Origin of the sequence: Pleomorphomonas sp. PLEO (assembly GCF_041320595.1) — a bacterium.
Classification (GTDB): domain Bacteria; phylum Pseudomonadota; class Alphaproteobacteria; order Rhizobiales; family Pleomorphomonadaceae; genus Pleomorphomonas.
In genome coordinates this window covers 1,387,589-1,413,771 of sequence record NZ_CP166625.1, presented here as the reverse complement: position 1 = coordinate 1,413,771, position 26,183 = coordinate 1,387,589, and the positions used below count along the sequence as shown (strand labels likewise).

The following is a 26,183-nucleotide window of genomic DNA, read 5'->3' as shown; positions in this document are numbered from 1 at the left end:
ATCAGACTATAGCCAAATCAAAGGCTATGGAAAACCGGCCAATCGGGGCAGACAGAACGAAGTCTGCGATCCGACAAAGGGAGAGTCGGGCAAGCAGATATGTATATGCATGGACGACCAAGGCCTTTCCACCGCGTGGCAAGGGGCGTGTTTTCTTTGCCTTCATGCGACTGTTGTCGGCCGGGGTACTATTTCATGAGATTTTAAATCTTGTTATGCGCCCGCATTTTTACGCTGCGAGGCAAGTCTAGATCGACCTAGCGGAGAGTAGAGTGGAAAAGACGTTCGACAAAAAGCTGGCAATCCTCAAGGCAAACCCGTCCGCCAATTGCTTCATCCTGGCCGATGCCAAGGACCCGGATATGGCGCGTGGCGTCGCCTCGGCCGGACGGACGGCGGACGGCGGGCTCCGATCGATCGACAACCTTCACCAGGATATCCGCAACATCGTCGAGGCGGAACTGGTCGACATCATGCTGATGTCGGCGAGTACCTCCGCCAAGCTGACCATCGAAGAGCGGATCTTTGACGGATCGCCGGTTCTTCCGGCCGTTCGCGCCAACGACACCACCGATCTGCACGTCGTGCGGGGCGGCCGATACGTGACGGCGCCGTCGGCGCCCTTCAGCACGGCGACCATCGACCACATCCAGGCCGGCAAACTGAACCCCTCGCCCAAGGAGCGCACGCGCGGCGCCAACCTCGGCCTTTATTCGGTGACCTTCAACAACATCCCCGACGCCGATCTCTTGACGCTCGAACGCTACAACGCCTTCCGCATCGAGGCCGAGGAGAAGGGTTTCGACCACTTCCTCGAGGTTTTCCTGCCCAACGTGCCGCCCGAGGTGCATGGCCTCGCGCCGGAGGCCATCCCCGGCTTCGTTAACGACCACATCGTCCGCCTGTTGGCCGGCGTACCGGAATCGGCACGACCACTGTTCCTGAAGCTGCCCTACATGGGCGGCCGGGCCGTCGCCGAACTCTGCCATTACGACCCCAGCATCATCGTCGGCGTGCTCGGCGGATCGGCCGGTACCACCCATGACGCGTTCTTCCTGATCGAGGATGCCAAGAAGCACGGCGCCCGCGTTGCCCTGTTCGGCCGCAAGATCGTTGCCGCCGAGGATCAGCTCACCTTCATCGAGCACCTGAAGCGCGTCGGCGACGGCGACCTCAAGGCCGAGGACGCCGTGAAATCCTACCACGCGGCCATCGGCAAGATCGGCCTCAAGCCCCACCGCTCGCTGGCCGACGACCTCGTGCTCACCACCACCGCCAGCGCTTACGGCAGCTGACCACAACAGACGGCCGCCCGATGCAGGCGGCCGCGCAACCAAACCATGGGAGAGAGACAATGACCCAAGCTGGCGGTCCGCCCCGGACCACGTTCGCGCTCTATTTCGGCAATCGCGGCTTCTTCCCGGCAAGTCTGATCGCCGGTGCCCGCGATGAGGTCGCAAGAGCCGTCGGGGATGCAGGCTATGGCTACCTCATCCCGCCGGTCGAGCTGACCCGCTACGGCGCCGTCGAGACGCGCGAGGAAGGGCGAGCCTATGCCGAATGGCTGGCGGCCAATCGCGGCCGTTATGACGGCGTCATCCTGTCGATGCCTAATTTCTCTGACGAGAACGGCGCCATCGCCGCGTTGCAGGACTGCGCCGTACCGATCCTGTTGCAAGCCTATCCCGACGAGATCGGCAAGATGGACTTCGAGCACCGCCGCGACTCCTACTGCGGCAAGTTCTCGATCGCCGACGTCTTCCACCAGTATGGCCTGCCCTTCACCATGCTGGAACCGCATGTCGTGCATCCGCTGACGGCGGCCTTCCGACGCAACCTCGACGACTTCGCCGCCATCTGCCGGGTGGTCAAGGGCATGCGGCGGTTCTCCATCGGCTGCATCGGCGCCCGCACCACGGCCTTCAAGACCGTGCGCTTCGACGAAATCGCCTTGCAGAAGGCCGGCATCACCGTCGAGACCTTCGACCTTTCCGACCTGTTCCGGCGCGTCGCCGGCATGGCCGACAGCGACAATCGCGTCACCCAAAAGCGCGACAGGCTGGCCAGCTACACCAACTGCTGCAAGGTGCCGACTGACAAGATGCTGACGCTGGCCAAGGTCGGCGTCGCCTTCGACGATTATATCGACGAGTATCACCTGGACACCGTCGCCATCCGCTGCTGGACCGAGATGCAGGCCGAACTCGGCATTGCGCCTTGCGTGCTGCTCAGCGAACTCAATGACCGGGGCGTGGTGTCGAGCTGCGAGATCGACATCTGCAGCGCCGTCACCATGCGGGCCCTGAATCTCGCCAGCGGCAAGCCGGCCGCCTGTCTCGACTGGAACAACAACTATGGCGACGATCCCGACAAGGTGATCCTGTTCCACTGCGGCCCGGTCGCCCAGTCGCTGATGACCGAGAAGGGCGAGGTCACCGATCACAAGATGTTCGCCAAGAGCCAGCCGGGCTGCGGCTGGGGCAGCAACGAAGGTCGGATTGCCGCCTTCCCGACAACGCTGTCCAACTGCAAGACCGAGGACGGCAAGCTGACCATTTACCTCACCGAGGGCGAGTTCACCGCCGACCCGATCGAGAAGGAGTTCTTCGGCTGCGCCGGTGTCTGTGCCATTCCTGGACTGCAGAAGAAGCTGATCCGTCTGGGCCAGGGCGGCTTCCGCCACCACACCACAATCGGCGTCGGTCATATGAAGACGGCCATCAACGAGGCCTTCGTCCGCTACCTCGGCTATGACGTCGTCGAGATAGACTGACCAACCGACGCACCTTCGGCGCCGGCCTTCGCAACGTCGGCGCTAGTTCCGTTCTCCATCAAGGCGGGGATGATCGTGGCGTTACTCGGCATCGATATCGGCTCGACGGCCCTCAAGGCGACGCTCTATGCGCTTGACGGCGAAAAACTCGCTGGTGCCTCGCTCGAATATGGCAGGACCAAATCAGGCGAAGGCTTCCCCCCCGACAGCCTGTGGCGGGCGCTGGGCGACGTTATCCATCGTCTGCGCGATGTCGCGCCGAGGGCCGAGATCCGGGCGGCGGCCATCTCCAGCCACGGCGAAAGCTTCGTACCGGTCGATCGCGACGGGCGGGCCATCGGCCCCTTCATCCTCAATACGGCACCAATAGCCGTCGATGAGGCCGCCGCCTTCGCCGCGCACTTCGGCAAGGCGGAGATTTTCCAGCGGACCGGACTTCCCATCCACTCGATGTACACGTTGCCGAAGATCGCCTGGCTCAGGGCCAACCGTCCTGAGGTGTTCGCCGCCGCCGATCGCTTCCTCTGCGTCGAGGACTATATCCTGAACCGGCTCGGCGTCGGCGCGTGGATCAGCACCTCGCTCGCCTCGCGCACCATGGCCCTCGATGTCGAAAGCTGCGCCTGGATCGAGGAGTATCTCGCCTTCGCCGGCATCGCGCCGACGCAACTGGCAACGCCTGTCGGTTCCGGCACGCCGGTCGGTCGCGCCGCGCCAGCCGCCGCTGATGAGCTCGGCCTGCCGTATGATGTACAGTGGGTGACCGGGGGGCATGACCAGGGATGCTGCTCGCTGGGCGCCGGCGGCGTGGCCGAGGGCATCGCCGTCGACGGCACCGGCACCTTCGAATGCGTCTCCATTCCGGTTCGTGAAGCCGTGCTGACGGCTGCGGCACTCGGCTGCAATTTCCCAACCGAGCGCCACACCGTGGCGCCGCTGAAACTCACCCTCTCCTACATTGCTGGCGGCGTGGCGCTGAAATGGTTCCGCGACGTGGCGAGCCGCCATTTGCTGGAGCTGGCGACGCTCAAGGGTGTCGACCCCTATGAGCTGATCCTCGCCGACCTGCCGGAAGAGCCGACCGATCTCCTGATGTTTCCCCATCTCGTCGGCACCGGCACGCCCTGGCTCGATGCCCGGGCACGCGGCGCGGTGGTCGGCATCGACGCCAACACCACCTACGAAGATTTCGCCAAGTCGGCCATCGAGGGCATCACGCTGGAGATGGGCTGGAACCTAGAACTGCAAGCCTCGATCGGCATCGACATCGGCCGCATCCACGCCGTCGGCGGCGGCGCCCGGTCCGAGCGCTGGCTGCAAATGAAGGCCGATATCTTCAACCGCGAGGTGGTCGCCGTAACAGGCGAGGCGAGCTGTGCCGGAGCCGCCATGGGCGCGGGCGTCGGCATCGGCGTCTTCGGCTCCTATGCCGAAGCGGCGGCTGCTTTCGTCCGCGAGGGCAAGGCCTTCACGCCGCGAGCGCAGCAGGTGGCAGCTTACCGGGAGAAGGCCGCGCGTTATCGCGACGTCGCCGGTCGTCTCTACGGCTTCGTCGCGCCGACTTCCTGACGGGCCAGCAGAACGCGCCCGTCCCACTCCGCGTTCGTTGGCGCGCCGGCCCGCACCATCAGAGTGCCACCGTCAAAGGATCGTGCCAGCGTCTGCCTCGGCGCGTTGAAGTCCGATCCGGTCGAGACCACGGTGATCAGGGAGAGGGGGTGATGGATGCGCTCCTCCATGACCGACCCTGTCCAAAGCGGCTTCGGTTCTACGCCCGCCAGCTCCATGTCCGTTGCCCAGAGACGAAGAACTAGGCGGGAAGCAGAGGAAGCAGGCGCAACCGAAGACTGGATGAGGGTGAGATCGGGAAGGCGGCCGCTGGCAAAGAGAGGGACCACCGGGATGAACGCGGCGTCTGTGGTCGGGCTCAGCCACGCCACCGTGGTCGTCACAGACCAACCCACGGGTTGCCTCCATCCATCTTTTTGCAGAACCTCCTGCAAATTCTGAAGGCTACCGGCCCATTGGAACGTCAGCGGCTCCTCCACCTCACCGGTAAGATCGAACCGCCACGCCGGAAGCGTCTGCCAACCTGTCGTCTGCCAATCGGCAACGGTTACGGTCTGCGTCGTATGTCGAACGGCATAGCGTTGGACATCGCCCGCATGGTTTTGAAAAATGTTGGCGCTCCCCGCCAGAAGCAGCGCGGCGCACGCGGCGACCAGCAAGGCGGGCGAGCCTATGCGTTCAGCCGGCCTGCGTAGATAGAGCAGGCTGAGCAGTATCAACCACGCGGAGCCGAATGCCGCCCCGCCAACCACGTCGGAAAACCAATGCGCGCCGAGATAGAGGCGCGAAACGGCGATGAGGAAGATCAGGCTCAGCGCACCGAGAGCAACCGAAAGCCTTGGTGCCGGCCGAAGCTCACGGGCAACGAGGACCGCGAGGAACCCATAGAGCACCATATTTGTCGTGCTATGGCCGCTCGGAAAGGAAAACGCGCTCCAGCCCGAATAAAGCAGTTCGTCAGGCCTTGCCCTGTGAAGAGTGACCTTGATCGCCGTGTTGAGGGCCGACGCTCCGGCGACGGCGATCAGCCAGAAAGCGGCCGTGTGCCACGCACGCTTCCAGGCGAGCCATAGGAACACGACGGCCGTGACAGCCACCACGACTTTTGGGTCGCCAAGCTCGGTGATGCCGATCATGACAGCATCGCCGGCTGGCGAACGAATTTCCTGCAGGGCATTGTAGATGGCGCCATCGGCGAGAACCAGCGGTTCGCCATTGACGACGTCCTCAAGGATGCCGAGGAACACCCAGGCCGCGCCGACGAGGAGGGCCAGCATCACGGCGAGAACCCGCGCTTCGGAACGCTCCGGATCGAGCAGACCGACGATGCTGCGGCTGAGCCAGCTGTCGCGGACCTCAGCCCAGCACCGCAACTTTGTGATGCCGGCATCTACCAGCGGAACGGCGCGCTTCAATGTCCAGCGCACCAGACTCCACACCGCCCAGCCCGCGGCGAGAAGAACCACCAGAAGGATAGCCACCGGCTTTGCCGCCGCGCCGAGAACGCGGAACGTGGCCCCGAACAGAACGCCCGACAAGATATGCGAGCCCGCCCAGACCAGCGCCGACGCGATGTTGACGGCATAGAACCGCCGCACCGGCATCGCGAGCATACCAGCGAGAATGGGGATGAAGGCACGAACACCCGGCGCGAAACGGGCGATGAAAACGCTCTTGTCCCCGTGCCGTTCGAAGAAAGCCTCGCTGCGCTTGATGAGGTCCGGATACTTGCTGAGCGGCCAACGCCGAAGGATCTCGCCACGGTAACGGTGACCGAGCCAGAAGGAGACGCCATCTCCGACGATCGCACCCGCCGTCGCCGCCACGAGCAGAGGCCACAGCCTCAGAACACCGCTCGGAATGAGGGCGCTCAACGCAAGGATCACCGCCGTTCCCGGCACGACGACGCCGACCATTGGGATCGACTCGGAAAAGGCAAGCAGGAACACCGCGAGATAGGCAATGAGCGAGTGCGCGCTGAGCCAGTCGGTTGCCGATGATATCAGGGATGCCAAGGCTACTATCCTACAGGATGCGGGTCATCAGCCGGTCGGCTCTGGTGCCTTCTCGATACACCCCGCGAACGATGAGCGCGGCAACAGTCCCTGTCAGCACGCCATCGAGAGCGTCGCTGGCATAGTGGGGCCGGCATGAGCAGGCGGGGAAATCACCGCCGGCCGTGCCGTGAGGCGCCCCGCCCCGTCACACCATCACGGCTTCAACCGGTCGGCGCAGTGAAAACGGCATTTGCGGCCCATGGCCGAAGCGCATGACGATGTCGGGGCGCAGACCGGGTTCGCCGACCAGAGAAGCGAGTTCGGGGCGCAGGCTCGCGACCTCGACGGGTTGATTGATGAACGCATGCTTGAGCCCGAGCATGGTCGCGGTAAGGGCAAAACGCTGGCAGGCGCGACCAACCCTGATCCAAGTCTGGATATCGGCCCGCTCGCCCAGAAAGATCGCGATCCCAGAAGAGGAATCGATCTGCTTGGCATATTTGTCGTTCTCGGCGGCGGCCGTGACGAACGCATCGAAGGCTAGCCGGCCCACGAAATCCGGCAGGGCGGGGTTACCACTTGCCGGCGCATAGAGACCATCCCCCGTTGCCATGGCACTCCGCGGATTGAAACGAAGCCACTTTTTGAGTTCAGCTCGAAAGGCCGGATCTTGCATCTGCGCATCGTTGCCGGCGACCACCAGGTCGCGGACCTGATTGATACGGGCTCGTTCCTCGATGATGATGAGCCGCACGCCATCGGTCTCGGCGGCCAGGCGCAGGGTTTCCAGGTCGGAGGCCGCCACGGGCTGTCCGTCATAGAGGGCACGGGTGGTCTGGCGCGCGCCGATCGCCGCCAGCAGTGGATCGGGCTGCGGCGTGCCGAGCCCGTAACTGTAGCGCAGGCTGCCGTCCGGGCTGCTTTCCATCACGCCGTGCACGCCGATTGCCGCCCCGGCAACGACCAGATTCTCGGCCGCGCAGCCGAGGCTGACGAACAGATGATGATTGTCTGGATCAACGACCGGCGTGGCGCGAGACGGATCGGGCCGGATATTGATCGCTGTCTCGGCGACCTGAAACTGCCATGGCTGCGTATTGTGACTGTTGGCGGCGAGCGTCGCCAGGCGGATGAGTTCCGGGACAGCGAACGCGGTGGGAATTGCCCGCGACACAGTGGCATAGCGGCCGTAGGCTCCAGACGAACCGATCGCCGTGTGCAGCCCCGCTCCGCCGGCACCGGCCAGCGCGGCAAGTCCACCAAGCCCCATCAGCAAGGACCGTCTATGCATCTTCCGACCTCCGGAGAGCTGAAACATACGGCGGCTGGATGACACAGGCTGACCTGGGATCAAACGCGTCGACCACGCCGAACATCTCCGGACTATCACGGATTTATGGCCGTCGATCGGCGCGGCCGGCGGAAACGCGAAAATCTGCCACTTTCTCGGCATTCATAGGCACGCCGGCCGGCCAACTCGGAGATGGCGGGAAGCCGGACCGTGTTCGGAGGAGACTTTTATGTCCAACGGCGACAGCATCGAACCAAACGGAGCCAATAATTTGAAAGTTTTCTTCCGGTTTCACCTTCCACACGCGCATCTGCATTCGGTGTTCGGCGACGACTGGTTCGCGTTGAAAGCGGAAAAATTCGCGCGCTTCTTCGGGACGCCTTCCTTCCTCATCGGGCAAACGGTGATTGTGGCCGGCTGGATTGTTGCCAATGTCGCCGGATGGACCCATTTCGACATTTACCCTTTCATCCTCTTGAACCTCGCCTTCAGCTTGCAAGCCGCCTATGCGGCGCCCCTCATCCTGTTGGCCCAGACCCGCCAAGCCGACCGCGACAAGGCCCATGCCGAGGCCGACGCTCAGCATCGCGAGGATATCGCGCACACCAGCGAACAACGCCAAGCAATAGCGGCGCAGCAGACGGCCATGCTCCTCGACCTTGTTCAGCAGAACACCGCGCTGACGGAGACCATCAAGACGCTGACAGAGCGCGTCGAAACACTGACCATCGAAGTCCACCGGCACGTCACCGGCGCGGCGCAAAGCCAGACCTCATGATCATCCCCCCCACCGCCTCTAACCCGAGATGGGTATCGACGGGGCTGAGGTCGGAGCCGAACGGTTAGGCGAACGGGTTGAACACCAGCTCCCAAAGATGGCCGTCGGGGTCGGCAACGAACCCGGAGTAGCCACCCCAGAACACGGTCCTGGCCGGTCGCCGCGGCACAGCGCCGGCTGAGAGGGCATGTGCCATCGCCGCGTCAACGGCCGCCTCGGACGGGTAGTCGTGGGCAAATGTGATGCCGTCGAAGCCGAGACCATCGTTCTCGACCTCGGCATCCCTAGCCAGCAGCGCCCTTGGAAAGAGCGAAAGCGTTACGCTATCGAGCTTGTAGATGACGAACTCGTCGTTCGAGGCTGGGTCGGCTAGGAAGCCCAACGCGTCGTAGAAAGCACGAGAGCGGCGGAGGTCGGCGACACCGAGCGTGATGCTCGACACGGTGCGAAAGTGTTTCTGGCTCACGTTCATCGAATGGTCTCCACCGACTTCGAGATCGGAGTCCCGGCGTCATATCGGGCTCGCAAAGAGCCCGATATGGTTATCCCTTATGAATCCAACCTCGGTCGGCGCGCGACATCAGGCGGCGCGGATCGAGCCGAGGAAGGTGTTCAGCTCGTGCCGCAGGCGTTCGGCGTTGCGGCTGAGCTCGGAGGCCGAGGCCAGGACCTGCGTGGCGGCGCTGCTCGATTCACTGGCGGCCATGGTGACGGAGGTGATGGATTGCGACACCGTTCCCGTGCCGATCGACGCTTCCTGGACGTTGCGGGCGATCTCGACGGTGGCGGCGTTCTGCCCATCCACCGCGCCGGTGATCGACTTGGCGATGTCGTTCATCGTCTCGATGGTGGAGCCGATGCCGTTGATGGCCTCGGCCGCCTCGGAGGTCGCAGTCTGGATGGCGCCGATCTGCGCACCGATTTCGGCCGTTGCCTTGGCGGTCTGGTCGGCGAGTTGCTTGACCTCGGCGGCCACCACGGCAAAGCCCTTGCCGGCCTCACCGGCCCGCGCCGCCTCGATGGTGGCGTTGAGCGCCAGAAGGTTGGTCTGGCCGGCGATCGAGTTGATCAATTCGACGACGGCACCGATCTTCTCGGCGGCGGCGGCCAGGCCCTTGACCTTGTCGTTGGTGGTGTTGGCCTCGATCACCGCCCTTGAGGCGATCTCCGACGACTTCTCCACCTGACGGGCAATCTCCGACACTGACGACGACAGTTCCTCGGTCGCCGACGCCACTGAAGCGACGTTGGCCGAAGCCTGTTCGGCGGCGGCGGCCACCGAAGCCGACTGGTTCTGGGTCGAATCCGCCAGCGACGTCAGCGATTTCGCCGACATCTGCAACTCCGTGGACGCCGATGCCACCATCGTCACGATGTCGCCGACAGCCTCGTCGAACCGGATTGCCAGATTGTTCATGTCTTCGGCACGATGTTCGCGGTCGAGGCGCTCCTGGTCCGCCCTTTCGGCACGCAATCTCTCGGTTTCCTGCATGTTGTCGCGGAAGACGGCCATGGTCTTGCCGAGCGCGCCGATCTCGTCATTGCGCTCCACATAAGGAGCCTCGATCGAGAATTGGCCGTTGGCCAGCGCCATCATACGATCGCCGATGACGCTGAGCGGGTGAATGACGCGACGCTGAACGACCATGGTGACCGCGACGGCCAGTAGCAGCGCACTGCCGAACAGGCCGAGGTTTATCCACAATGAGAGTGTTGCCTGGGTATACGTCTCGTTGGACTTGGTCTCGGCGATGGCCAGCGCGGCGTTGGCAACGTTGAGCAATGTGGTCAAGCGCGGCGCGTTGTAGTTGCTCCAGCCGAGGGTGTCGGTGTCGGCCTTCTGGCCGCTAAGCACCGTCTTGAGCAAGGTGGTCTGACGATCGATCGAGCCCGAGCTGAAGTACTCCCGATCCGCCGTGGCCATCGCCTCAGCGAATGCGGGCGGCAGATCCACACCCGACGACATATCTTTGATGGACTTCCACGCCACCTGAGCTGTCGCCATATTGGCGGTGTAGGATTCCAACGCGTTCGCTGGCACGCCGATCGCCCCCAAGGCGTTGGCGGCCAAGCCCGAAGCATCGCCGGCGGCGTTACGCATGACCCAAGCAAGCGCCTTGATGTCGAGCAAACGGTCGATCAGGCCATCGGCCAGACGCACGTCTTCGGCGATTTTGGAGGAGACTGAGGATAGTTGGTCGATCATCGCCGTGGCGACCTTGGTATAGTCGTCAGCGAGCGAGGCCTGGCGGCTGGCCTTGTCCTGCTTGAAGGCCTCGTCGGTCTTGGCCTGAAGCGCCTTGAGAGCGTCGAACTTTTCACGCAAGCCCTTGGCGAGCTGGGCGCCGTCGGGCAGATCAGCGCTTTCTAGGGTGGCGATCGCCGCCTCGATTGCCGGCATCTCGATGCCGCGCGCATCCGCGACCTGCTTGACGAACCCGTCCAGTCCCTGATCGGCCTTGATGGCCCTACCGGTGTTGCTTCGGTCGATGCGCAGGTTCGGCAAGGCCTGGAACATCTGCGTCGTGGCCTGGGCAACCGTTTCGATGCGGGCAGCCGTGCCGGCGCTCTGCCAGGACGTCCAGGCACCTACCGCCAGTTGAACCAGAATACCGGCAACGAGAACGGCAATGGTTACTCTCAAAGTCAGGCTTACGGTGAGGCGGTTCATTTCAGACCCTCGATAAAGACACCCAAATATATCAATGATTTGTAGCGGAAATATTAATTCCGCGACGGCAAGGGACGCTTATGAAAATTTGGGGACTGCGAATTTTAAAAATTGGGGGAATATATACGCGGTTCAAAATTAAAAATTCAGCCCAAAACTGGTTGAGCTTAGGGAGCAATCCGACGACAAACTGATGAGGAGACATTTAGTCTTGGGAAACTTTCCCAAGAGCCAGCCAAAACCCGGCAAACGAAATTGATGTCAGCACCAACACTCTTTTCCTTCACGACCTGGACTGGGCGGTGCTGTCCGGTTGCTCGAAGACATCGGGCTCTCGTCCCGAGATGAAGTCCGTTTCAGCCACGCTGAACAGGCTGTGCAGCACCTCGTCCACATCCTTGGCGTAAAACGGCTTTTTGAGAAAGAACTCCACGCCGATGTGGGAAGCGGCGCGGCGGATCGGCTCGTCGGCCTTGCCCGACATCAGCACGACATGGGCGTCGCCCGAGGCGTAGAGGATCTCTCCCGCCGCTTCGAGGCCGTCGATCCCCGGCATTTCGACATCGATGAAGGCGAGGTCGAACCCGCCACTGCGAAACTGGCGGATCGCGTCGGCGCCGTTGGCAGCCTCTTCCACCTGCAATCTGAACCGGCTGTGTTCGATGATGCGTTTGACCACCGAACGAACAGTGGCGCTGTCATCGACGATCAGCACCCGGCGCGACTGAACCATCTTGACGATGCGCAGCAGCATCATCGCGACTTTCGCCTTGTCGAACGGCTTGGGCAGCAGCGCATAGGCGCCACGTGCCTTCAGGGCCTCAAGAGTCACCGGTCGCATATCGGTGGAAATCGACACGACGATCGGCGCGCGACGGCCACCGAGCACGGCATCGAACCTTTTCAACAGCTCGATGCCATTGATATTGGGCATGTTGAGGTCGAGGAAGAGAACATCAGGGATGCTGCGCAACAAAAACCGGCCCGCCTCAAGAACGCTTTCGCATTCGAAGACGTGGCAATCCGGCGCGATCTCACGGATCTCGTTCCGCAACTGAATCCGAACGACCGCGGAATCATCGACAATGAGCGCCCTGAGGTTCAGCATCTTGTTTTCTCAGTCCTCGCGAACACCCTCTTCGCCAATCCAGATCGTCTCACATCAGGCCGCCGAAGCAACGGACCAACCGCGGCCCGAGCTTTCCTCAGCCACCTTGCCAAACAAGCGCACCAGATCCGGATCGAGCTTCGTTCCGGCCATCGACAGCAGAATCGAATATGCTTCGTCAAACGGCTTGGGCGGCTTGTAAGCACGCTTTTCCGTCAAGGCGGCGAAGATGTCGCAGATGGTGATGATGCGCGTTATGTCGTCGATTTGCCCGGCGGCAATGCCATTTGGGTAGCCCGAACCATCGAGATACTCATGATGATCGCGCGCCACGCGGGCAATCTCGCCGCTCGTATGCGCGTCGCGGGAGAGTATGTCATAGCTGTAAATGACATGCCGCTTCATGATCTCCCATTCCGCGGCATCCAGCGGGCCGGTCTTATCGAGAATCTCCAGCGGAATCATAGCCTTGCCCACGTCGTGGAAGAAGGCTGCGTCAAATAACCGCCCGGTTTGCGCTTCACCGGCGCCGAGCACCCGGGCAAAGGCAAGGGTATATCCCGAGACGAGTGAGCAATGCTGAGCGGTGCCGTCGTGATAGTTCTGGATCAGCTCGATCCAGACCGACATCGGCGACTTGCCGATCAGCTCGCTCATCACACGCTGCTGACGCTTGGACTCCTCGAGCTTGGGCGCGGCCGGGTCGGCTCTGAGCCGATTGAACAAATCGACGACCTCGTGGGCGATCTTGTCCGACATGCTGGCACGCATCGCCGCGGTCTTCGACGCATCATAGACGACATGTGGGTCAACTTCGGCGATCAGGCCGGCAAGGCTTCGCACCGTCTCATCGGTGGTGACGTTGATGAAGAGAAAGCCCGCTTGCTCGAAGGCGGTGTAATATTGAGGGTTCACATTGCTGAGGAACAGGATGGTCCGTTCCCGGCGAGCGCCGAGAAGCCTGGATAGATTGGCAGGCGTATGAAAGTCCGGCCGGAACTGGCCCGTTACGACCAGAATGTCGCTTTTTGCGACCGTCGCGATATCGTGGGGAAGAAGCGACTTCCTGTCAGCGGCAAAGCCCTGCGAAAGCAGGCCTCGCAGACACGTATCAGCCTCCTCGCGAGGCTCGCCGAGGAGGCGGATTTTAACCCGAGATCGCCCCATATGACCGTTTCCCGTGCACCAACCCCATCGCTCAGTCGCGGCCCATCTCGCAACATCACCGTGAACGCCGGCTTTTCGTGCGCCCGGGGACCCCAAAAGAAGCTTTCACAACAACCGAGACATTTTGCTGACGCCCTACGCTGACGTCTAAGCGCGCCGAACGCTGGTTCCCCAAGCCGGGACCGCCACCATTCGATCGACCCGGCAGCTTGACGGACCGCCTGAAAGCTCTGCCCCTCCAGTTCACGAAGGCGGCAGGATCGACGAGTAAGGTCTTCAAGCGAAAGAAATCTCGCCTCTACGTGCCCAGCCCAACTCTTTTCATCGACACGTTCTAAACTATGCACATTGATAAATTATTACCGGACCTATGATTTACGCCACCCCTTGGTTGGCGATTACTGGCGCGGTCCCGGTAAATGCAGGATCACGGGAGCCACTCTATCTATTTGTTTTAACGAAACTTCTGAAGCAAGCTCGCGGCGAGCTTTACTAAAATTGCTCTCGCCCCCGCGCAAGCCGCGCGCCAACGCGCAAGCAAAGAGCGAAGACTACAACCAAGAGCCATGCCATCAACCCTCTAGCGGTCAGACATCCTCGGCGAGCCTCAGAACACGGGCGCCGGCTTCCTCGTCCTCGCCGAGCAGGCGGGTCAGTTCCGGCAGTATCGCTTCGGTCTCGTCGGCCAGCGTGAACGGCGGGTTGGCAATGAGAACGCCGGCCCCGGCAAGCGGCCCGTCGCCGCCCGGCTCGCGCACCCACTGCTCGATGGCGATAAGGCGCGGATAGCCTGCCTCGCTCGCACCTTTCAGAAAGGTGTCGACGGCGGCGATATCCTTGATCGGATACCAGATCATCAGGCAACCGGTGGCGAAGCGCTTACGGGCGTCATGGACGGCGCGCAACATGCGGTCGAACTCGCCGGCCTCCTCGAAGGGCGGGTCGACGATCACCAGGCCGCGCCTCTCGTGCGGCGGCAACTGGGCGCGCACGGTGACGTACCCGTCTTCCGAACCGACGCGCACCCGACGGTCGCCGGCGTAGAGCGCTGATAGGGACGCGAAGTCCTGCGGATGCAACTCGTTGAAATGGTAGCGATCCTGGAGGCGCCCTAGTGCCGTGGCGATGGCCGGCGAACCGGGATAGAGCAAAAAATCGTCGCCGCCGTTGACGGCCCGGAGCGCCGTCAGCCAGGGGGCGAGCCAATCGGTCAGCGCAGGCGACAGGCGCGCCGCCTGGATACGGCCGACACCGCCCTGCCATTCGCCCGTTTTCAGCGCCTCTTCGGCGGCGAGATCGTAGAGACCTATGCCGGCGTGGCTATCGATGACGCGATAGCCGGCGTCCTTGCGGCTGAGATAGTCGAGGATGCGCGCCAGCACGGCGTGCTTCAGCACGTCGGCAAAGTTTCCGGCATGAAAGGCGTGACGATAATTCATGGGCGAGAGCTAGATCATCCGCCTATTCGACGGCAAGGAAATTCGCCTTTGCCGCCCAAAAGGCCGCACTACCGCCGCATCTGCAACCCAAGTTCCATATCAAGCGTTGAGTCGCAGATGAACGGCCTATGAACGGCAAGTTCAGCCCCCGCTCAAGGAAACGATGCGATAAACATGACCATAGAAAGCCCGGTCGGTGGAACCGGCGAAGGAGTGAACCCTCAATGTTGAAATCCCTGCTGTCGATCGCCGCGCTCTCCGCCGCTGCGACCGTGGCTGCTCCGGCAGCGGCTTCCGCCGCGCCCGCCCAAGTCACCGCCAACGTCAACCTAAGGACCGGTCCCGGCACGCAATACTATCCGATCATGCTGCTGCCGGCCGGCGCCCCCGTCGAGCTATACGGCTGTCTGCAGGGCTATACTTGGTGCGACGTATCCTACGGCCGCGAACGCGGCTGGGTCTCGTCACGCTATCTGTCCACCTTCTACAGCGGCCCGGCCTACCGGCCACGGCCCTATGCTCCGGTGCCGTTCCTGAGCTTCAATTTCGGCTACTGGGACAACCACTATGCTCACCGGCCTTGGTATCAAAACCGTCCTCGGCCCGGCCGGCCGGAGCCAGGTTGGGATCGCGGTCCAGCTGGTCCTGGTCCTGACGGCCCAGGCCGCCCGGGTCCCGGTTGGGATCGTGGTCCGGCAGGTCCCGGTCCAGACGGCCCAGGCCGCCCAGGTCCCGGTTGGGATCGTGGTCCCGCGGGCCCCGGTCCAGACGGCCCAGGCCGCCCGGGTCCCGGTTGGGATCGTGGTCCCGCGGGTCCCGGTCCAGACGGCCCAGGCCGCCCGGGTCCCGGCTGGGATCGCAATCGGCGCCCCGATGGCCCGCCGCCAATCGACCCACGGACGGGTCGGCCGTTCTGCCCGCCCGACGCGCCGGGTTGCCCGAACTGATCTAGAGTGGCGCGATTGCGATATTGGCGTCCCTAATTAAGACGGGATTCGAATGTCAAATTCGCTCCACCGAGGGGACTGCATGACGGAGAATAAATCGCGATGAGTATGCGACGTCTGGCTGCGCCACTTTGCCTGGTCGGCCTGATCTCCTCCACGACCGGCGCGCTGGCCGCGCCGGCCGAAGTCCTTGCCGCCGTCAACCTGCGCACCGGCCCTGGTGCGCAGTATTATCCCATCGTCGTGCTGCCGCCCGGCACGCCGGTGAATATCTATGGTTGTCTCGACGACGACAGCTGGTGCGACGTCGGCTATGGCAATACGCGCGGCTGGTTGGCCTCGCGTTATCTCGGCACCGTCCGCAACTGGTCGGCCGAGCAACAGATCATGCGGCCGCCGGTTTTCTCACCGCCGCCGATCTACCGTGAGCCCCCCGTCTACGCCAATCCGCCGCCCGTCTATCGCCAGCCGCCGGTCTACGGCGACCAGGAATGGCCGCAGCAGGAAGAAGCCTATCCCGGCAACGTCTACATCGAGCCGCCGCCGGCCTACGTCTACCGGCAGCCCCCTGTTACGGCGGGGCCGCCGATGCCGGATCTCCCTCAGCCCAATGTCGAGGTTTATCGACCGAAACCACAGCCGCAAGCGGCGCGGCCAACCGTCGTACCGCCGCCAGTGGTCGCCAGCACACCGCCGATAACGGCGCGACCTGCCCCAACCACCGCGCCGTCGGTCTCGGTGACGCAGCCGAGCACGACAGCCCCATCCCCGACGCAGCCCGCCACATCGCAACCCGCCACGTCGCAGCCCGCCACGCCCCCCAGCCAGTCGGTCGCCACGTCCAGCCAGCCGGCGGTAACGGCGACACCACCGGCAACCGTGGCAAAGCCCAAATACGGCGGCGCCGTCGGAAAGCCGGGTGCACCCTGCAAGTGGGTGAACGGCGTCTGCCGCAACGATTGACGACAGGGGAGTGCCCCTGTCGCCCTGCTGCCACGCCCTGACATCGGTCGATGTGATAAACTGTTCGTTCCAGAGATCGACGAGAGCGCCATGGCACCCCGCAAGCCCGCTTCTAGCCCCGAGACCGATCCGGCACCGGGATTTTCCGAGATGCCGCAGGCGCCGTTCGAAGCGGTGCCGATCGAGGGTTCCTTTTCGGACTGGCTAAAGGACGTTTCCGAGGAGGCGGCCAAGCCGACCCCCTCGCCAGAGTCGCGGATCGTCGAGGAAACCGTCGTCAAGCCCGGCAAGCGCCGCGCCAAGGCCGAGCCGACCACCCGTAAGTCGTCGCGCGGCGGCTCGCTGGGTGGCTCCACCGATCCGAAGACGCGTGCCGCCGGCGGCCTCAACCCGGTGTCCGGCATGCAGGTGACTATGGAAGAGGCCGAGGCGATGCCGCTCGGCGGCGTCACCGCCACGGTCAAAGCGCTGGAGGAGATGATCCAGAAGGGCCGCGACATCTTCCGCGACGGCCAGCCCTGGGTGCCCCACCGACCGGACCGGCCGCCCAAGTCGGAAGGCGGCATCCCCTTTCGCCTGTCGTCGGCCTACGAACCGAAAGGCGACCAGCCCACCGCCATCGCCGACCTGCTCGGCGGCATCGATCAGCAGGACAAGACGCAGGTGCTCCTGGGCGTCACCGGCTCCGGCAAGACGTTCACGGTGGCCAACATCATCGCCGCCACCAACCGCCCCGCCTTGATCCTCGCCCCCAACAAGACGCTGGCCGCCCAGCTCTATTCCGAGTTCAAGAGCTTCTTCCCGGACAACGCCGTCGAGTATTTCGTCTCCTACTACGACTATTTCCAGCCGGAAGCCTACGTTCCGCGCACCGACACCTATATCGAGAAGGAATCGACCATCAACGAGCAGATCGATCGCATGCGCCACTCGGCGACGCGCTCGCTGCTCGAACGCGACGACGTCATCATCGTCGCCTCGGTGTCCTGCATCTACGGTATCGGCTCGGTCGAAACCTATACGGCCATGACCTTCGGCCTGGAGGTCGGCAACCGCATCGACCAGCGGCAGTTGCTCGCCGACCTCGTCGCCCTGCAATACAAGCGCGCCGACATCGGCTTTGCGCGCGGCACCTTCCGGGTACGCGGCGACACCATCGAAGTGTTCCCGGCCCACTTGGAGGACCGTGCCTGGCGTATCTCGCTGTTCGGCGACGAAGTGGAGTCGATCACCGAATTCGATCCGCTGACCGGCCACAAGTCGGCCGACATGAAGTTCGTCAAGATCTACGCCAACTCGCACTATGTGACGCCCAAGCCGACGCTGGCCCAGGCCATCAAGTCGATCAAGAGCGAGCTGCGTGCCCGCATCGAAGAGCTGAACGCCCACGGCCGCCTGTTGGAAGCGCAGCGGATCGAGCAGCGCTGCACCTTCGACATGGAGATGATCGAGGCCACCGGCTCCTGCGCCGGCATCGAGAATTACTCGCGCTACCTGACCGGCCGCGCGCCCGGCGAGCCGCCACCGACCCTGTTCGAATACCTGCCCGACAATGCCCTCGTCTTCATCGACGAGAGCCACGTCACCGTGCCGCAGATCGGCGCCATGTATCGCGGCGACTTTCGCCGCAAGGCGACGCTGGCCGAATATGGCTTCCGCCTGCCCTCCTGCATGGACAACCGCCCGCTGCGCTTCGAGGAATGGGACGCCATGCGGCCGCAGACGGTCTGCGTATCGGCCACCCCCGGCGGCTGGGAGCTCGACCAGTCGGGCGGCGTGTTCGCCGAGCAGGTGATCCGCCCCACCGGCCTGATCGATCCGCCGGTGGAGATCCGTCCGGCCCGCACCCAGGTCGACGACCTCCTGGGCGAAGTGCGGCAGGTGACCGCCGCCGGTTACCGCACGCTGGTCACCGTGCTGACCAAGCGCATGGCCGAGGACCTCACCGAATACCTGCACGAGCAGGGCATCAAGGTCCGCTACATGCACTCGGACATCGACACGCTGGAGCGCATCGAGATCCTGCGCGACTTGCGCCTTGGCGCCTTTGACGTGCTGATCGGCATCAACCTGTTGCGCGAGGGCCTCGACATTCCCGAATGCGCGCTGGTCGCCATTCTCGACGCCGACAAGGAAGGCTTCCTGCGCTCGGAGACCTCGCTGGTCCAGACCATCGGCCGCGCCGCCCGTAACGTCGACGGCAAGGTCATCCTCTACGCCGACAGGATCACCGGCTCGATGGAGCGGGCGATGGCCGAGACCGACCGCCGCCGCGAGAAACAGGTGACCTACAACGTCGCCAACGGCATCACGCCGGAGAGCGTCAAGCGGTCGATCGGCGACGTGCTCAACTCGGTCTACGAGCAGGACCACGTGCGCGTCGACACCGGCCTCGCCGAGGAAGGCGAGATGATCGGCCACAACCTCAAGGCCCACATGGCCGACCTCGAGCAGCGGATGCGCAAGGCGGCGGCCGATCTGGAATTCGAGGAAGCGGCGCGCCTGCGCGACGAGCTGAAGCGGCTGCAGGCGGCGGAACTGGCCATCGCCGATGACCCGATGGCCCGCCAGAGCGACGTCGACGCAGCCGGCGGCGGTTTCGCGGGCGGCAAGAAATACGGCCGGGCCGGCAACACCCCGCCCACCCGTATCCGCAAGAACAGCCTCGACGAAATGACCGTCGGCCGCACCGAAGTGCCGCTCGGCAGCGAACCACCCAAGCGCCCACCGCCCAGCACGGCGGCGGGGACGATTGCCGGAAAGAAGAAGGGGCGGTGGGGGAAGTAGCGCAACCCATCGCTCGCATGACGAAGCGAAAGGGCAACGATGACAACCTTCGATCTCGACGTGGAGTTCTTTCGTTCGCTTGAGCGGACGCTGCACCGCCCGGAGGTTCGGCGGTCGCCGGAGACCGTGGGTGCGCTCCTGGCCGATGACTTCATCGAGTTCGGCAGTTCTGGAACGGTCTATGACAAGGCGTCGATCATCGAGGCGCTAGGCTCAGGACCTATTAAATTGGTTGCGGTCGCAAAGATTGGTTGATTCAATGGCAGCGTGAGGAGGCGTTGCGATGAGTGATCTGATCTGGCTGTCGGAGGCGCAGATGCGACGGATTGCGCCTTATTTTCCGTTGTCGCACGGGGTTCCGCGCGTCGATGATCGTCGGATCATCAGCGGCATCATCTTCGTGATCCGCAACGGCCTGCGGTGGCGCGACGCACCTGCTGAGTACGGTCCGCACAAGACGATCTACAACCGCTTCATCCGCTGGAGCCGGCTCGGCGTGTTCAACAAGATCTTCGCCGGGCTCGCCGCAAAGGGCGGGAAACCCGACCAACTGATGATCGATGCAACCCACCTAAAGGCGCACCGGACCGCAGCCAGCTTGCTCAAAAAGGGGCTGTTCCCCGACGTATCGGACGCACCAAAGGCGGCCTGAACTCGAAGCTCCATGCCGTGTGTGACGCAAAGGGCAGGCCGCTGGTCATGCTCCTGAGCGAAGGCCAGATGAGCGATTACAAAGGGGCGGCGCTCATGATCGACGCCCTGCCCAGGGCCAAGGCCCTGCTCGGCGACCGAGGCTACGATGCCGACTGGTTCCGCGCGGCACTTGCACAGCGCAAGATTGCCGCCTGCATCCCTTCAAGGCGCAACCGTAAGATCCAGATCCCCCACGATGTCGCGCTTTATCGCCAGCGCCACAAGATCGAAATCATGTTCGGCAGGCTCAAGGATTGGCGGCGAATCCACACACGCTATGATCGCTGCGCCCACACCTTCATGTCAGCGATCTGCATCGCAGCCACCGTCATCTTCTGGATCAATCAATGAGTCCTGAGCCTAGCTGGCGAATCCGCGGCGGAGACCGCACTCGTTCCGGACGTGCATGAATTCGCCGTTCATTCCATTGCTTCAGACGCCGTGCTTGTCACTTACCGGAGTAGCCGCCGCCGCTCCGACGGAACAGTTGGAAAAAGCACGCTCCGCAGCTCGATCTGGAAGTTGATCGACGGCCGCTGGCAAATGCTGTTTCACCAGGGAACCATCGTTCCATCTCCTTGAAGGGGCGGCACTCCGTCGCAGATCGCACTGCCAACCGTTGGCGACTTACGTCCCGTCGCGTTAGAAACCCCTTTTGCGCGGAACCATCCTGACCCGCCGCCGTTGCAAGTGTGCCGAAATCGCATGGCCCACGATCCAGCCGGTACCGCCTTCATTCAGCAAAGTGCGCCTGCTTGTTGTCCGAGAACGGGAGGATCTCATGCGAACAGTTACAACGGATACCCTTGAGATTGCCTATCTGGAGTTCGGTTCGGCCGACGGCTGGCCGGTCGTGCTATCGCATGGGTTTCCCTACGACACTCACGCCTTTGACGAGGTCGCGCCTCGTCTGGCGGAAGCAGGAGCGAGGGTGATCGTCCCCTATCTGCGTGGCTTCGGTCCGACGCGGTTCCTTTCGGATACGACTATGCGCAGCGGTGAGCAGGCCGCCCTCGGCAAGGACCTCGTCGATCTCTTGGACGCCCTTGGCATCGAACGGGCCATTCTCGCCGGATACGACTGGGGCGGGGTCGCCTCATGCGTGGCATCGGCCTTGTGGCCAGAACGCGCGACGGCACTGGTTTCCTATGCGGGCTACGACGTTGTCGATGTGGAGCGGAACGGCCATGCCTATCCGCCAAGCTTGGAGCTGGCTGTCTGGTATCAGCATCTGTTTCAGCACGAGCGCGGTCGGGAATGCCTGTCGCTTCACCGGCGCGAACTGTGCCGCATCCTCTGGCGGCAATGGTCGCCGACCTGGGCTTTCGACGACGAGACATTTGAGCGAACAGCGAGCTCCCTAGACAATCCGGATTTTGTCGACGTCGTGATTCACGCTTATCGTTTCTGCTTTGGCCTCGCAGCCGGCGACCCCGCGCTGGCTGCGCTGGAAGCCCGGCTGGCCGACAAGCCCCCGATCAGCGTTGCCGCGATTACCCTTGACGGGACGCAAGACCCGCTGAAACCAGGCGGCACGGCGGACCATGCGCCGATGTTCAAAGGCCGGCATGAGCATCGCGTCGTTCAATGCGGGCACAACCTGCCGTGGGAGGCTCCTCGGGATTTCGCCGATGCCGTTCTGACTGTCCGAGCTTGGGACGTTGGCGCGAGATAGAAGCCTGTGTCCGCCCCATGAAATGTCTTGTCGTCGTCGCCCATCCGCTGCCCGGCAGCCCATCTCAGTGGGCGACCATCTCCGCCGTTTTATCAGCGCGCACGAGAACCATTGCCCCCGCGCCGACGACCAGGACTAGCGCCAGCACGTCAAGTCCAACCCGATAGTCGGCAGTCGTGCTCTTCAGCCATCCCATGATGTACGGCCCGAAAAAGCCGCCCATATTGCCGATCGAGTTGATCAGCGCCACGCCGACGGCGGCGGCCAGGCCGCCCATACGCGCGTCGTGAAGGCCCAGAAGGGTACGATGACCGACCAGAGCCCGATCAACGCCAGCGACAACGCGACGAGGCATTCAACGAGGCCGGTCGCCTTGCCGGCGAGAACACAGCCAGCGGACGCCAGGATGAGCGCACCGACCACATGCAGCTTGCGCTCGCCAAAGCGGTCGGAACTCCAGCCAAACGCCAGCATGCCCACGATCGCGGCGAGGAAAGGTATGGCGTTGAACCAACCGAGCAGCGACAGGTTCGTGCCGTCGAGGGTCTTCCGCAGGATCTGCGGCATCCAGAGAGCCACGCCGTACATGCCCAGCACCATGCAGAAATAGACGATACCCAGGAGACCGACCTTTCCGAACAGGCTGCGTCCCATCAGATGAAACTGGTGACGTTCCAGATGGCCGGTTTCCCTGCCCAGCGCAGATTGGAGGGCCGACTTTTCCCTCTGGGTCAGCCAATTCACCTCCATGGGCGTATTCGGCAGCATAAAGAGCACCACCACGCCGAGGACGACCGCCGGAATCCCTTCGAGGACGAACAGCCACTGCCAGCCGCGCAATCCCCATGTGCTGTCCAACCCGAGGAGCGACATCGACAGCGGGCTGCCGACCAGCCCGGCCACCGCCGTCGAGGCAGCCAGCACGGACAGCGCCCGGGCGCGGTCTTGCGGAGGGAGCCACTGGTTCACGTAGAGAATGACGCCGGGCAAGAAGCCCGCCTCCGCGACGCCCAGCAGAAAGCGGCACAGGTAGAATGTCGCCTCGCTGTGGACGAAGGCCATCAGGACCGAGATGAGGCCCCAACTGATCATGATGCGCGAGATCCACAGCCTCGCGCCGACACGCCGCAAGATGAGGTTGCTCGGCACCTCGAACACGACATAGCCGGCAAAGAACAGCCCTGCGCCCAGACCATAGGCGGCCGGCGACAAGTTGAGATCTTCATTCAGCTGAAGGGCGGCAAAGCTGACGTTGATGCGATCGAGGTAGGCAATCACATAGCCAAGACAGAGCAGCGGCAGAATTCTCAAGGCGACCTTGTTGGCGCCGGACCGCATCACGTCTTGCATATCGCTCTCACTTTTCGGCAGCACATCAATCAAGTTGCCCTTTGGCGGCATAACCGACAAGGCAATCGACCGCAAACCGCCCACGCGAAGACGCGCTTCCTATTTCCCCCGCCGCAGCCCCCTTTGCCCCAACACGATACTGCCGAAGATCAGGGCGATGCCCAGCCATTGCAGGGCCGACAGGGTCTCGCCTTTGAACAGCAAGCCGAGCGCCACGGCTGTCACCGGACTGAGAAAGCCGAGCTGCGCCACGAGATTGGGATTGAGACGGGCGATGCCACGGAACCAGACGATGTAGGTGAAGCCGGCGCCGATCAGGCTGAGATAGGCCACCCCGATCAGGTTATGCGCCGTGAAGCCTGACAGTGCCGGCAGGTTCAGAAACAGGGCGGGCAATAATAGGATGCCGCCAGCCGTCAGCTGCCAAGCGGTGAAGGTGAGCAGCGGCACCGGCGGTTGCCAGCGCCGCGTCAGCACGGTGCCGAAGGCCATCGACAGAGCGCCCAGCAGGCCCGCCCCAATGCCCGTCAGATCGAGCGCCGCGCTCGGCTTCAGGATCAACAGGCCGACGCCCAACGCGCCGCCGATCGCCGCGATGATCGCCAGGGGTTTGATCGGCGTCCCCACCAGAGACCGCGCCAGGAAGACGATGATCAGCGGCTGGATCGCCCCCACCGTGGCGGCCACACCGCCCGGCAAGCGATAGGCGGCCGTGAACAACATCCACCAGAAGAAGGAAAAATTGAGCGCACCCAGCAGGAAGATGCGCAGCCACCAGATCCCCGTCGGTAGTTGCCGGGTGAACAGCAGCAGGAGCAACCCGGCCGGCATGGCCCGGAGGAAGGACACCAGCAGTGGATCCAGCCCCGGCAGGAAGGTCACGGTCACGATATAGGTGCTGCCCCAGATCAGGGGGGCCAGAGCCGTGAGGGCGATGTCGGACAGCCGGTGCATGGGTCACTCCATTTATCTCGACGTCAAGATAAATGGACAAATCTTGACGTCAAGATAATTCTATGGTGACACATTGCCCATGGATGGCGTCGACGAAATCATTGCCCAGTGGAACCGCGAGCGCCCCGACCTCGATGTCGGCCCCATGGCGCTCATCGGGCGGCTGGGGCGGCTGCGGGAGGTGTTGTCGCGCCGGCAGGAAGAGGTTTTTGCCCGCTTCGGCCTAAACAGCTCCGGCTTCGACGTTCTCGCCACGCTCAGGCGCGCCGGCCCACCGCATGCATTGTCGCCGGGGGAACTGATGGAGCAGATGATGATCAGCTCCGGCACCATGACCAACCGGATCGATCAGCTCGCCAAGGCGGGACTTGTCGAGCGCCAGCAGAACCCTGACGACCGGCGCGGCATGATCGTGTCGCTGACCGACAAGGGCTTCGCCCTGATCGATGAGGCCGTGACCGCGCATGTCGAGAACCAGCACAGGCTGGTGTCCATGCTGGCGGAGCCGGAGAGAGCGGCGCTCAATGACTTGCTGAAGAGCTATCTGGAACGGCTGCGACAAAGGCCAGGCCATCCGGACTGACGTTTCCGGCGGCTGGCCCTCGGCGCCGTCGGATCAGCGCAGCTTGAGTTCGCGAACCTTGCCGATATCGCGCGTGACGCCCATGATCTCCTCGGCCGCTCGGTCGAGATCGCCCGTGTGGTCCGTCAACATGCCGGAGATCGACCGGACGCGATCGGCCATGACGCGGGTTTCGTTCATCGTCGCTTCGATGGCGCGCAGGACATCGGTCATCGTGCCGGAATGTCGAACGGCGCTGTTGGTGGCCTCGGCGATCTCCTTGGTGGCGCTCGATTGCGCTCCCACCGCGTCGGACACCATCTGCGATTTCTCGGAAATAGCCGCCACCACCTTGGCGGTTTCCTCGGTCACGGCGGCCGAGCGCCGGGTGGCTTCCTGGATGAGGCCGATCTGCTTGCCGATCTCGTCCGTCGCATTGGCGGTCTGGGAAGCAAGCTGCTTCACCTCGGATGCCACGACGGCAAAGCCCTTGCCAGCCTCACCGGCACGCGCCGCTTCGATGGTGGCGTTGAGCGCCAGAAGATTGGTCTGCGACGCGATGTTGGTGATCAGGCCGACGAAGGAACCAATCCGCTCGACCGTCTCTTCCAGCGACAGGATGGCTTCCCGGCTCGCCATCGTCTCGGTCACCGCCTTGGCGGCCAGACTGGCACTGTCGCGCGCCTGATTGCCGATTTCGAACGTTGAGGCGGACAGCTCCTCGGTCGCGGCCGCCGTTGCGCTGATCGAATGGCCCGTTCCTTCCGAGGACCGGGTCGCACTCGTCACATCGCTCGACACACGGCCGGAAAGCGTCTGCAGTGACTCGGTTGTGGACCCGAGATCCTTGGCGACAGTGCTGATGGAATTGCGCAACTTGTCGATGGTCGAACCGAAGTTTGCCAGAACCTCGCTCGAATGCGTTGCCGTGCTCTTGGCCGCCTCGCTATCGAGCTGGGCGTGCAAGGCCAAGGCCATCGCCATGTCGAGCTGCAGCAGGCGCGTATAGACGTCTGACAGGCGCGCCACCTTGAGACCGTTCCAGCGGAACCGCTTGCCGATCGCGGCGATTCCCCGGCTCATCAGCACGCTCTTCAGCGCGACGCGATAGCGGAAATCGAAGCCGCACGACCGTTCGAACTTGACCCGCTCCAGGCTGTCGCTTTCGAACGTGCCGTCGAGCGGAGCGTCGAACAACCGCAGCGTATACTGCCGGGCCTTGGCGGTCAGCGCCGCGCCATGCGCCTCGAAGGCGGCGCGGAATGCCGTGGCCTTGGTGGGGGCCCAGCTGAGGTTGAAGACCAGCGCCTCATCGATGATCGACTTGACGATGACAGCCAACGCAGCCCTGTCCTCATCACCGACTCCGTCCAGAAGATAGAGACCGATGCGAGCTTTACCAGCTTCAGACAGAGGAGACATTGGCAGCACCATCCATTGAATTTCAATGCGGGAATAG

Annotated in this window: 23 protein-coding genes; 12 read left to right on the top strand and 11 right to left on the bottom strand. The window is 63.3% G+C overall.

What is annotated here, in order from left to right; translation table 11 throughout:
- Positions 1–272: 272 nt before the first annotated feature.
- The 3 genes from AB6N07_RS06285 to AB6N07_RS06275 all read left to right on the top strand — a co-directional run bounded on the left by AB6N07_RS06285 (position 273) and on the right by AB6N07_RS06275 (position 4,342).
- On the top strand, positions 273–1,295 hold the full coding sequence (locus tag AB6N07_RS06285) for a hypothetical protein (RefSeq protein WP_370676948.1): 1,023 nt from the start codon (positions 273–275) through the stop codon (positions 1,293–1,295).
- Between the two features lie 59 nt (positions 1,296–1,354).
- Positions 1,355–2,773 carry an L-fucose/L-arabinose isomerase family protein gene (locus AB6N07_RS06280; protein WP_370676947.1) on the top strand — a complete coding sequence of 473 codons (1,419 nt, stop codon included), beginning with the start codon at positions 1,355–1,357 and terminating at the stop codon, positions 2,771–2,773.
- Between the two features lie 75 nt (positions 2,774–2,848).
- Positions 2,849–4,342, top strand: coding sequence for an L-fuculokinase (locus tag AB6N07_RS06275; RefSeq protein ID WP_370676946.1), 1,494 nt, complete (start codon positions 2,849–2,851; stop codon positions 4,340–4,342).
- Here AB6N07_RS06275 and AB6N07_RS06270 read toward each other — a convergent pair.
- Both AB6N07_RS06270 and AB6N07_RS06265 read right to left on the bottom strand, forming a co-directional pair.
- Positions 4,315–6,357, bottom strand: coding sequence for a VTT domain-containing protein (locus AB6N07_RS06270; RefSeq protein ID WP_370676945.1), 2,043 nt, complete (start codon positions 6,355–6,357; stop codon positions 4,315–4,317). The genes AB6N07_RS06275 and AB6N07_RS06270 overlap by 28 nt on opposite strands.
- Positions 6,358–6,544: 187 nt before the next feature.
- Complete coding sequence (locus AB6N07_RS06265; protein ID WP_370678198.1) at positions 6,545–7,609, bottom strand: Tat pathway signal protein; 1,065 nt, start codon at positions 7,607–7,609, stop codon at positions 6,545–6,547.
- 250 nt (positions 7,610–7,859) lie between these two features.
- Here AB6N07_RS06265 and AB6N07_RS06260 point away from each other — a divergent pair, with 250 nt between their 5' ends.
- A complete protein-coding gene (locus tag AB6N07_RS06260; protein WP_370676944.1) occupies positions 7,860–8,408 on the top strand; it encodes a DUF1003 domain-containing protein in 549 nt (182 codons plus the stop codon).
- A gap of 64 nt (positions 8,409–8,472) precedes the next feature.
- On the opposite strand, the gene AB6N07_RS06255 is transcribed toward AB6N07_RS06260, so the two are convergent.
- The 5 genes from AB6N07_RS06255 to AB6N07_RS06235 all read right to left on the bottom strand — a co-directional run bounded on the left by AB6N07_RS06255 (position 8,473) and on the right by AB6N07_RS06235 (position 14,793).
- Positions 8,473–8,880 carry a VOC family protein gene (locus AB6N07_RS06255; protein WP_370676943.1) on the bottom strand — a complete coding sequence of 136 codons (408 nt, stop codon included), beginning with the start codon at positions 8,878–8,880 and terminating at the stop codon, positions 8,473–8,475.
- A gap of 108 nt (positions 8,881–8,988) precedes the next feature.
- Positions 8,989–11,079: a methyl-accepting chemotaxis protein gene (locus tag AB6N07_RS06250; protein ID WP_370676942.1), complete on the bottom strand. Its 2,091-nt coding sequence runs from the start codon at positions 11,077–11,079 to the stop codon at positions 8,989–8,991.
- Positions 11,080–11,362: 283 nt separating this feature from the next.
- The gene (locus tag AB6N07_RS06245) at positions 11,363–12,187 is read right to left on the bottom strand and encodes a response regulator (RefSeq protein WP_370676941.1); all 825 of its coding nucleotides are present in this window, start codon (positions 12,185–12,187) and stop codon (positions 11,363–11,365) included.
- Between the two features lie 54 nt (positions 12,188–12,241).
- Complete coding sequence (locus tag AB6N07_RS06240; protein ID WP_370676940.1) at positions 12,242–13,354, bottom strand: HD-GYP domain-containing protein; 1,113 nt, start codon at positions 13,352–13,354, stop codon at positions 12,242–12,244.
- A 587-nt stretch (positions 13,355–13,941) separates the two neighbouring features.
- A complete protein-coding gene (locus AB6N07_RS06235; protein ID WP_370676939.1) occupies positions 13,942–14,793 on the bottom strand; it encodes a 23S rRNA (adenine(2030)-N(6))-methyltransferase RlmJ in 852 nt (283 codons plus the stop codon).
- Between the two features lie 128 nt (positions 14,794–14,921).
- Between AB6N07_RS06235 and AB6N07_RS06230 the strand changes: the two genes are divergently transcribed.
- From AB6N07_RS06230 to AB6N07_RS06200, 7 genes are all read left to right on the top strand, one after another.
- Positions 14,922–15,740 carry an SH3 domain-containing protein gene (locus AB6N07_RS06230; protein ID WP_370676938.1) on the top strand — a complete coding sequence of 273 codons (819 nt, stop codon included), beginning with the start codon at positions 14,922–14,924 and terminating at the stop codon, positions 15,738–15,740.
- A gap of 102 nt (positions 15,741–15,842) precedes the next feature.
- Entirely contained in the window at positions 15,843–16,703 is an 861-nt protein-coding gene (locus AB6N07_RS06225) for an SH3 domain-containing protein (protein ID WP_370676937.1), read from the top strand.
- Positions 16,704–16,793: 90 nt separating this feature from the next.
- Positions 16,794–19,490, top strand: coding sequence for an excinuclease ABC subunit UvrB (gene uvrB, locus AB6N07_RS06220; protein ID WP_370676936.1), 2,697 nt, complete (start codon positions 16,794–16,796; stop codon positions 19,488–19,490).
- Positions 19,491–19,529: 39 nt separating this feature from the next.
- Complete coding sequence (locus tag AB6N07_RS06215) at positions 19,530–19,745, top strand: DUF4440 domain-containing protein (protein ID WP_370676935.1); 216 nt, start codon at positions 19,530–19,532, stop codon at positions 19,743–19,745.
- Between the two features lie 28 nt (positions 19,746–19,773).
- Positions 19,774–20,534 (top strand): IS5 family transposase gene (locus tag AB6N07_RS06210; RefSeq protein ID WP_370676934.1). Its coding sequence is split into 2 segments (ribosomal slippage): positions 19,774–20,107 and positions 20,107–20,534, totalling 762 coding nucleotides; the frame shifts between segments, so codons are not numbered across the junction.
- A 51-nt stretch (positions 20,535–20,585) separates the two neighbouring features.
- Positions 20,586–20,765: a DUF4440 domain-containing protein gene (locus AB6N07_RS06205; protein ID WP_370676933.1), complete on the top strand. Its 180-nt coding sequence runs from the start codon at positions 20,586–20,588 to the stop codon at positions 20,763–20,765.
- A gap of 199 nt (positions 20,766–20,964) precedes the next feature.
- Entirely contained in the window at positions 20,965–21,858 is an 894-nt protein-coding gene (locus AB6N07_RS06200; RefSeq protein WP_370678197.1) for an alpha/beta fold hydrolase, read from the top strand.
- A 64-nt stretch (positions 21,859–21,922) separates the two neighbouring features.
- Here AB6N07_RS06200 and AB6N07_RS06195 read toward each other — a convergent pair whose 3' ends face one another.
- The 3 genes from AB6N07_RS06195 to AB6N07_RS06185 all read right to left on the bottom strand — a co-directional run bounded on the left by AB6N07_RS06195 (position 21,923) and on the right by AB6N07_RS06185 (position 24,162).
- On the bottom strand, positions 21,923–22,135 hold the full coding sequence (locus AB6N07_RS06195) for a hypothetical protein (protein ID WP_370676932.1): 213 nt from the start codon (positions 22,133–22,135) through the stop codon (positions 21,923–21,925).
- Entirely contained in the window at positions 22,099–23,232 is a 1,134-nt protein-coding gene (locus AB6N07_RS06190) for an MFS transporter (protein ID WP_370678196.1), read from the bottom strand. The genes AB6N07_RS06195 and AB6N07_RS06190 overlap by 37 nt, the downstream gene beginning before the upstream one ends.
- Before the next feature lie 75 nt (positions 23,233–23,307).
- A complete protein-coding gene (locus tag AB6N07_RS06185) occupies positions 23,308–24,162 on the bottom strand; it encodes a DMT family transporter (protein WP_370676931.1) in 855 nt (284 codons plus the stop codon).
- A gap of 79 nt (positions 24,163–24,241) precedes the next feature.
- On the opposite strand from AB6N07_RS06185, the gene AB6N07_RS06180 reads away from it, so the two are divergent.
- Positions 24,242–24,745 carry a MarR family winged helix-turn-helix transcriptional regulator gene (locus AB6N07_RS06180; RefSeq protein WP_370676930.1) on the top strand — a complete coding sequence of 168 codons (504 nt, stop codon included), beginning with the start codon at positions 24,242–24,244 and terminating at the stop codon, positions 24,743–24,745.
- 33 nt (positions 24,746–24,778) lie between these two features.
- Here AB6N07_RS06180 and AB6N07_RS06175 read toward each other — a convergent pair whose 3' ends face one another.
- Positions 24,779–26,146, bottom strand: coding sequence for a methyl-accepting chemotaxis protein (locus AB6N07_RS06175; RefSeq protein WP_370676929.1), 1,368 nt, complete (start codon positions 26,144–26,146; stop codon positions 24,779–24,781).
- Between the last annotated feature and the right edge of the window lie 37 nt (positions 26,147–26,183).